Genomic DNA, 3,420 nt, shown 5'->3' on the forward strand with positions numbered 1-3,420 from the left:
ATGGTGTTTTGCCATCAACTTGATATATTCTTGTTCCTCTTCCTTTAGAACCGGCCTTACCGTTATCGTTTGTAATGTCATGGATTTTGCCTCAATAATAATTTTGATCATCTTTCCTATACATTATTATTGGGACTTTGATCACTTGTTTGTTTAATTAATTGTAATTTTTTTTTATTGTTCAAAGAACAAAATAATCCTGATGGCCATCAATCTGAGGTTGACCAAAACATTAAAATTGCGCTATAAAAGTAAGCTGCAAGGAGTATGGAGCAGAAAAATTATAGGGAGTAATTCATGATCGAATCAAATATTAAAGCAAAAATCAAAACAAGAATCACCGAACTGTTCGGTATAGAACGGCCCATAGTCCAGGGAGGTATGATGTGGGTTGCGGGCGCTGAGTTGGCTTCCGCTGTTGCAAATGCCGGTGGAATCGGATTTATGGCGGCTCTTGCTTTTCCTGATGCCGAAAGTCTGAGAGCAGAGATTAAAAGATGCAGGAAGATGACCGAAAAGCCTTTCGGGATTAATTTAACTTTTCTGCCTACACTGCGTCCGCCGGATTATCCTGCATATATTAAAGTATGTATTGAAGAAGGTGTTCATTTTATAGAAACTGCCGGTCAAAATCCTGAAAAATATATGGATCAGATAAAATCAGGCGGCATCAAGGTTATTCATAAATGCACATCTGTGAGACACGCTGTCAAGGCTGAAAAAATCGGCTGTGATGTTGTAAGCATCGACGGTTTTGAGGCGGCAGGCCATCCCGGAGAAGACGATGTTACCTCATTGATCCTGATACCGCTTACAAGAGACGCCTTGCGTATTCCAATTATTGCATCAGGTGGCTTTGCAGACGGCCGGGGTCTTGTTGCAGCTCTTGGGCTTGGCGCTGACGGTATAAACATGGGTACGAGATTTGTTGCAACAAAGGAAGCACCGGTTCATGAAAATATAAAACAGGCTTTGATTAATCACAGCGAACTTGACACACGTCTTATAATGCGATCCTTGAGAAATACCGAGCGGGTGATGCACAATAATGCGGCAGATAAGGTGCTTGAAATAGAAGGTCGCGGCAATATGCGTATTGAAGATATAGTACCCTTTGTTTCAGGCCTTGTCGGAAAGCAAATGCTTGATTACGGAGATATCGAAAAAGGAACTTTTGCTACCGGTCAAAGCGTTGGTCTGATAAAAGATATTCCGACATGCAAAGAACTTTTAGATCGTATTATGGAGCAGGCTGAAGAAATAATAAAGGAGCTGGCAGGAAAATTCCATACTTTAAGATAATGATTTTAAGTGCAATATTATTTTTAGATAAAAGGGTTCAGTGATTCGAAGGTCCAAGTCTTAGATGTAAGTGAGGTCTGATTTGAACCCTCAAAATAATAAGAGGAAAATATGACAAAGCTATTTGAAGAAACCAGTATAAAAGGAATGATTTTGGCAAACAGGTTTGTCCGGTCTGCAACCTGGGAAGGGCTGGCTGAAAATGATGGCCGTGTTACAGCCAAACTTATAGATTGTATGACTGATCTTGCAAAAGGAGGTGTGGGACTGATTATTTCCGGACATGCCTATGTTCAAAAACAAGGCCAGGCAAGTTTTTTGCAGCTTGGAGCTTATAGTGATGATTTGCTTTCGGGCCTTACTGATATGGCTGATAAGGTACATAAAAACAATGGAAAAATTGTTCTGCAGATTGCTCATGCCGGATATTTTGCCAGAACAGATTTAACCAAAGTTCCTGCTTTTGCGGTTTCAGATATTGGAAAAACCACAAAAGTTCCTTATTCTGTTCTATCTATACCGGATATCAAACAGATTGTTGCAGCTTTTGCCGATGCAGCAAATAGAGCAAAAAAGGCAGGTTTTGATGGAGTTCAGATCCATGCGGCCCATGGATATCTGATAAGCCAGTTTCTGTCGCCTGCATATAACCGGCGAACCGATGAATATGGGGGCAGTATAGAAAACAGGGCAAGAATTTTAATAGAGGTATTAAAGTCTGTAAGAAACTCAGTAGGGTCGGATTATCCCGTGATGGTAAAAATGAATGTTGCGGATTTTATAGAAAACGGTCTTGAACTTAAGGATTCGGTTCAGGCGGCAAAAATGCTGGAATCCGAAGGCATAGATGCTATTGAACTAAGTGGCGGAGTATTAACGGGCGGTAAACTTATACCAAGCCGCAAAGGAATAAATTCTGAAGAAAAGGAAGCTTATTTTCTAAAGGAAGCTAAAGCATTCAGGGAAAAAATATCCGTTCCGCTGATTCTTGTTGGAGGAAACCGTTCATATAAAATGGCTGAAAAAATAATAGCGGAAGGTACTGTAGATTATATTTCCATGTGTCGTCCCTTGATAAGAGAGCCGGGTCTTATCAACCGGTGGAAATCAGGAGATATCGCTAAATCCGCCTGTATTTCGGACAATCAATGCTTTGGTCCGGCTCTGGCTGGAGAAGGTCTTTGTTGCGTCACGGAGAAAAAACAACATTCCTAAACACGCATTCGTATAGGAAGTATTACTGTCGTCAGACCATGCCATTGAAGATGACGCTGAATGGCGAAGGCTGTTTCATTGTGTAAAAGCTTATGGTAAAACTTTTCCAGTCTGAATGTTATTTGTCCTGTAAATACAGTGGATTTTGGATATTCTGCTGCGATTTCCATGCAAAGGTTCACGGCGCTTTCCACAACATCCGTACCTGTTGTCATGCGGCAATCGGCGGCAAAGCCAAGTTTTCTTGCAAGCTCAACGTATTTTTCGAGCCCGTTATTTACGGATTGTTCCAGAGCGTTAACTTCTTCTGCTCCTTTAAATGAACCTGAATCAATGGCTGCCACAGAAACAAAGATTATATTCTTGTAGGTGTTGGGAAAAGTAGTAAGAACAGAAAGCAGGGTATGAACCCCAAATCCGGAGTATCCTGTTACAAGTTGAATAGCGGTATGATCTTTCTTGTCCAGCGGATTGTTGTTGACCGGACCTGGTGTCGGAAAATTTAGCAGAGTTTTATCAAGTTCCGAAATTCCGTTTCTTACCGTTTTATAGTGCCTTCGAATCATAGCAATGCCGTTGAATTAAGAAAAAAGTACTTGCAAATATTCATATAATGAGCTATTTGTAAATTCTGAATATCTTCAACTTATCAAAAGGAGGAAATAAATGTTAAAAAAACTCTTTCAAAACAACAAAGTTGGCATGGAACATGAAATGCCATATGTGTGCCAAAATTAATCGCAATGATTGAAAATACTATCAATTCAGAAGATTTCCAAAAGCGCCACAAGGAATCTTCTAAAGATTTCATCCGAAATACTGCTCTTTCCTTCAAAAACTTAATTGCATTCTTTGCCAATTTGAATAAGGGCTCTTACGAAACAGAATTAAAAGCATTTTATA

At 40.0% G+C, this 3,420-nt stretch carries 3 protein-coding genes; 2 read left to right on the plus strand and 1 reads right to left on the minus strand.

Going from position 1 to position 3,420, the window contains the following annotated elements; all coding sequences use genetic code 11:
- Positions 1–297: 297 nt before the first annotated feature.
- On the plus strand, positions 298–1,302 hold the full coding sequence (locus VXK47_RS16945) for an NAD(P)H-dependent flavin oxidoreductase (protein WP_435549966.1): 1,005 nt from the start codon (positions 298–300) through the stop codon (positions 1,300–1,302).
- Positions 1,303–1,413: 111 nt separating this feature from the next.
- Positions 1,414–2,517, plus strand: coding sequence for an NADH:flavin oxidoreductase (locus VXK47_RS16950; RefSeq protein ID WP_435549967.1), 1,104 nt, complete (start codon positions 1,414–1,416; stop codon positions 2,515–2,517).
- Here the strand turns inward: VXK47_RS16950 and VXK47_RS16955 are convergent.
- The gene (locus VXK47_RS16955) at positions 2,514–3,083 is read right to left on the minus strand and encodes a hypothetical protein (protein WP_435549968.1); all 570 of its coding nucleotides are present in this window, start codon (positions 3,081–3,083) and stop codon (positions 2,514–2,516) included. The two genes, VXK47_RS16950 and VXK47_RS16955, sit on opposite strands and share 4 nt — an antisense overlap.
- Positions 3,084–3,420 lie beyond the last annotated feature (337 nt).

This window comes from Desulfobacterium sp. N47 (assembly GCF_051233685.1).
Taxonomy (GTDB): Bacteria; Desulfobacterota; Desulfobacteria; order Desulfobacterales; family RPRI01; genus RPRI01.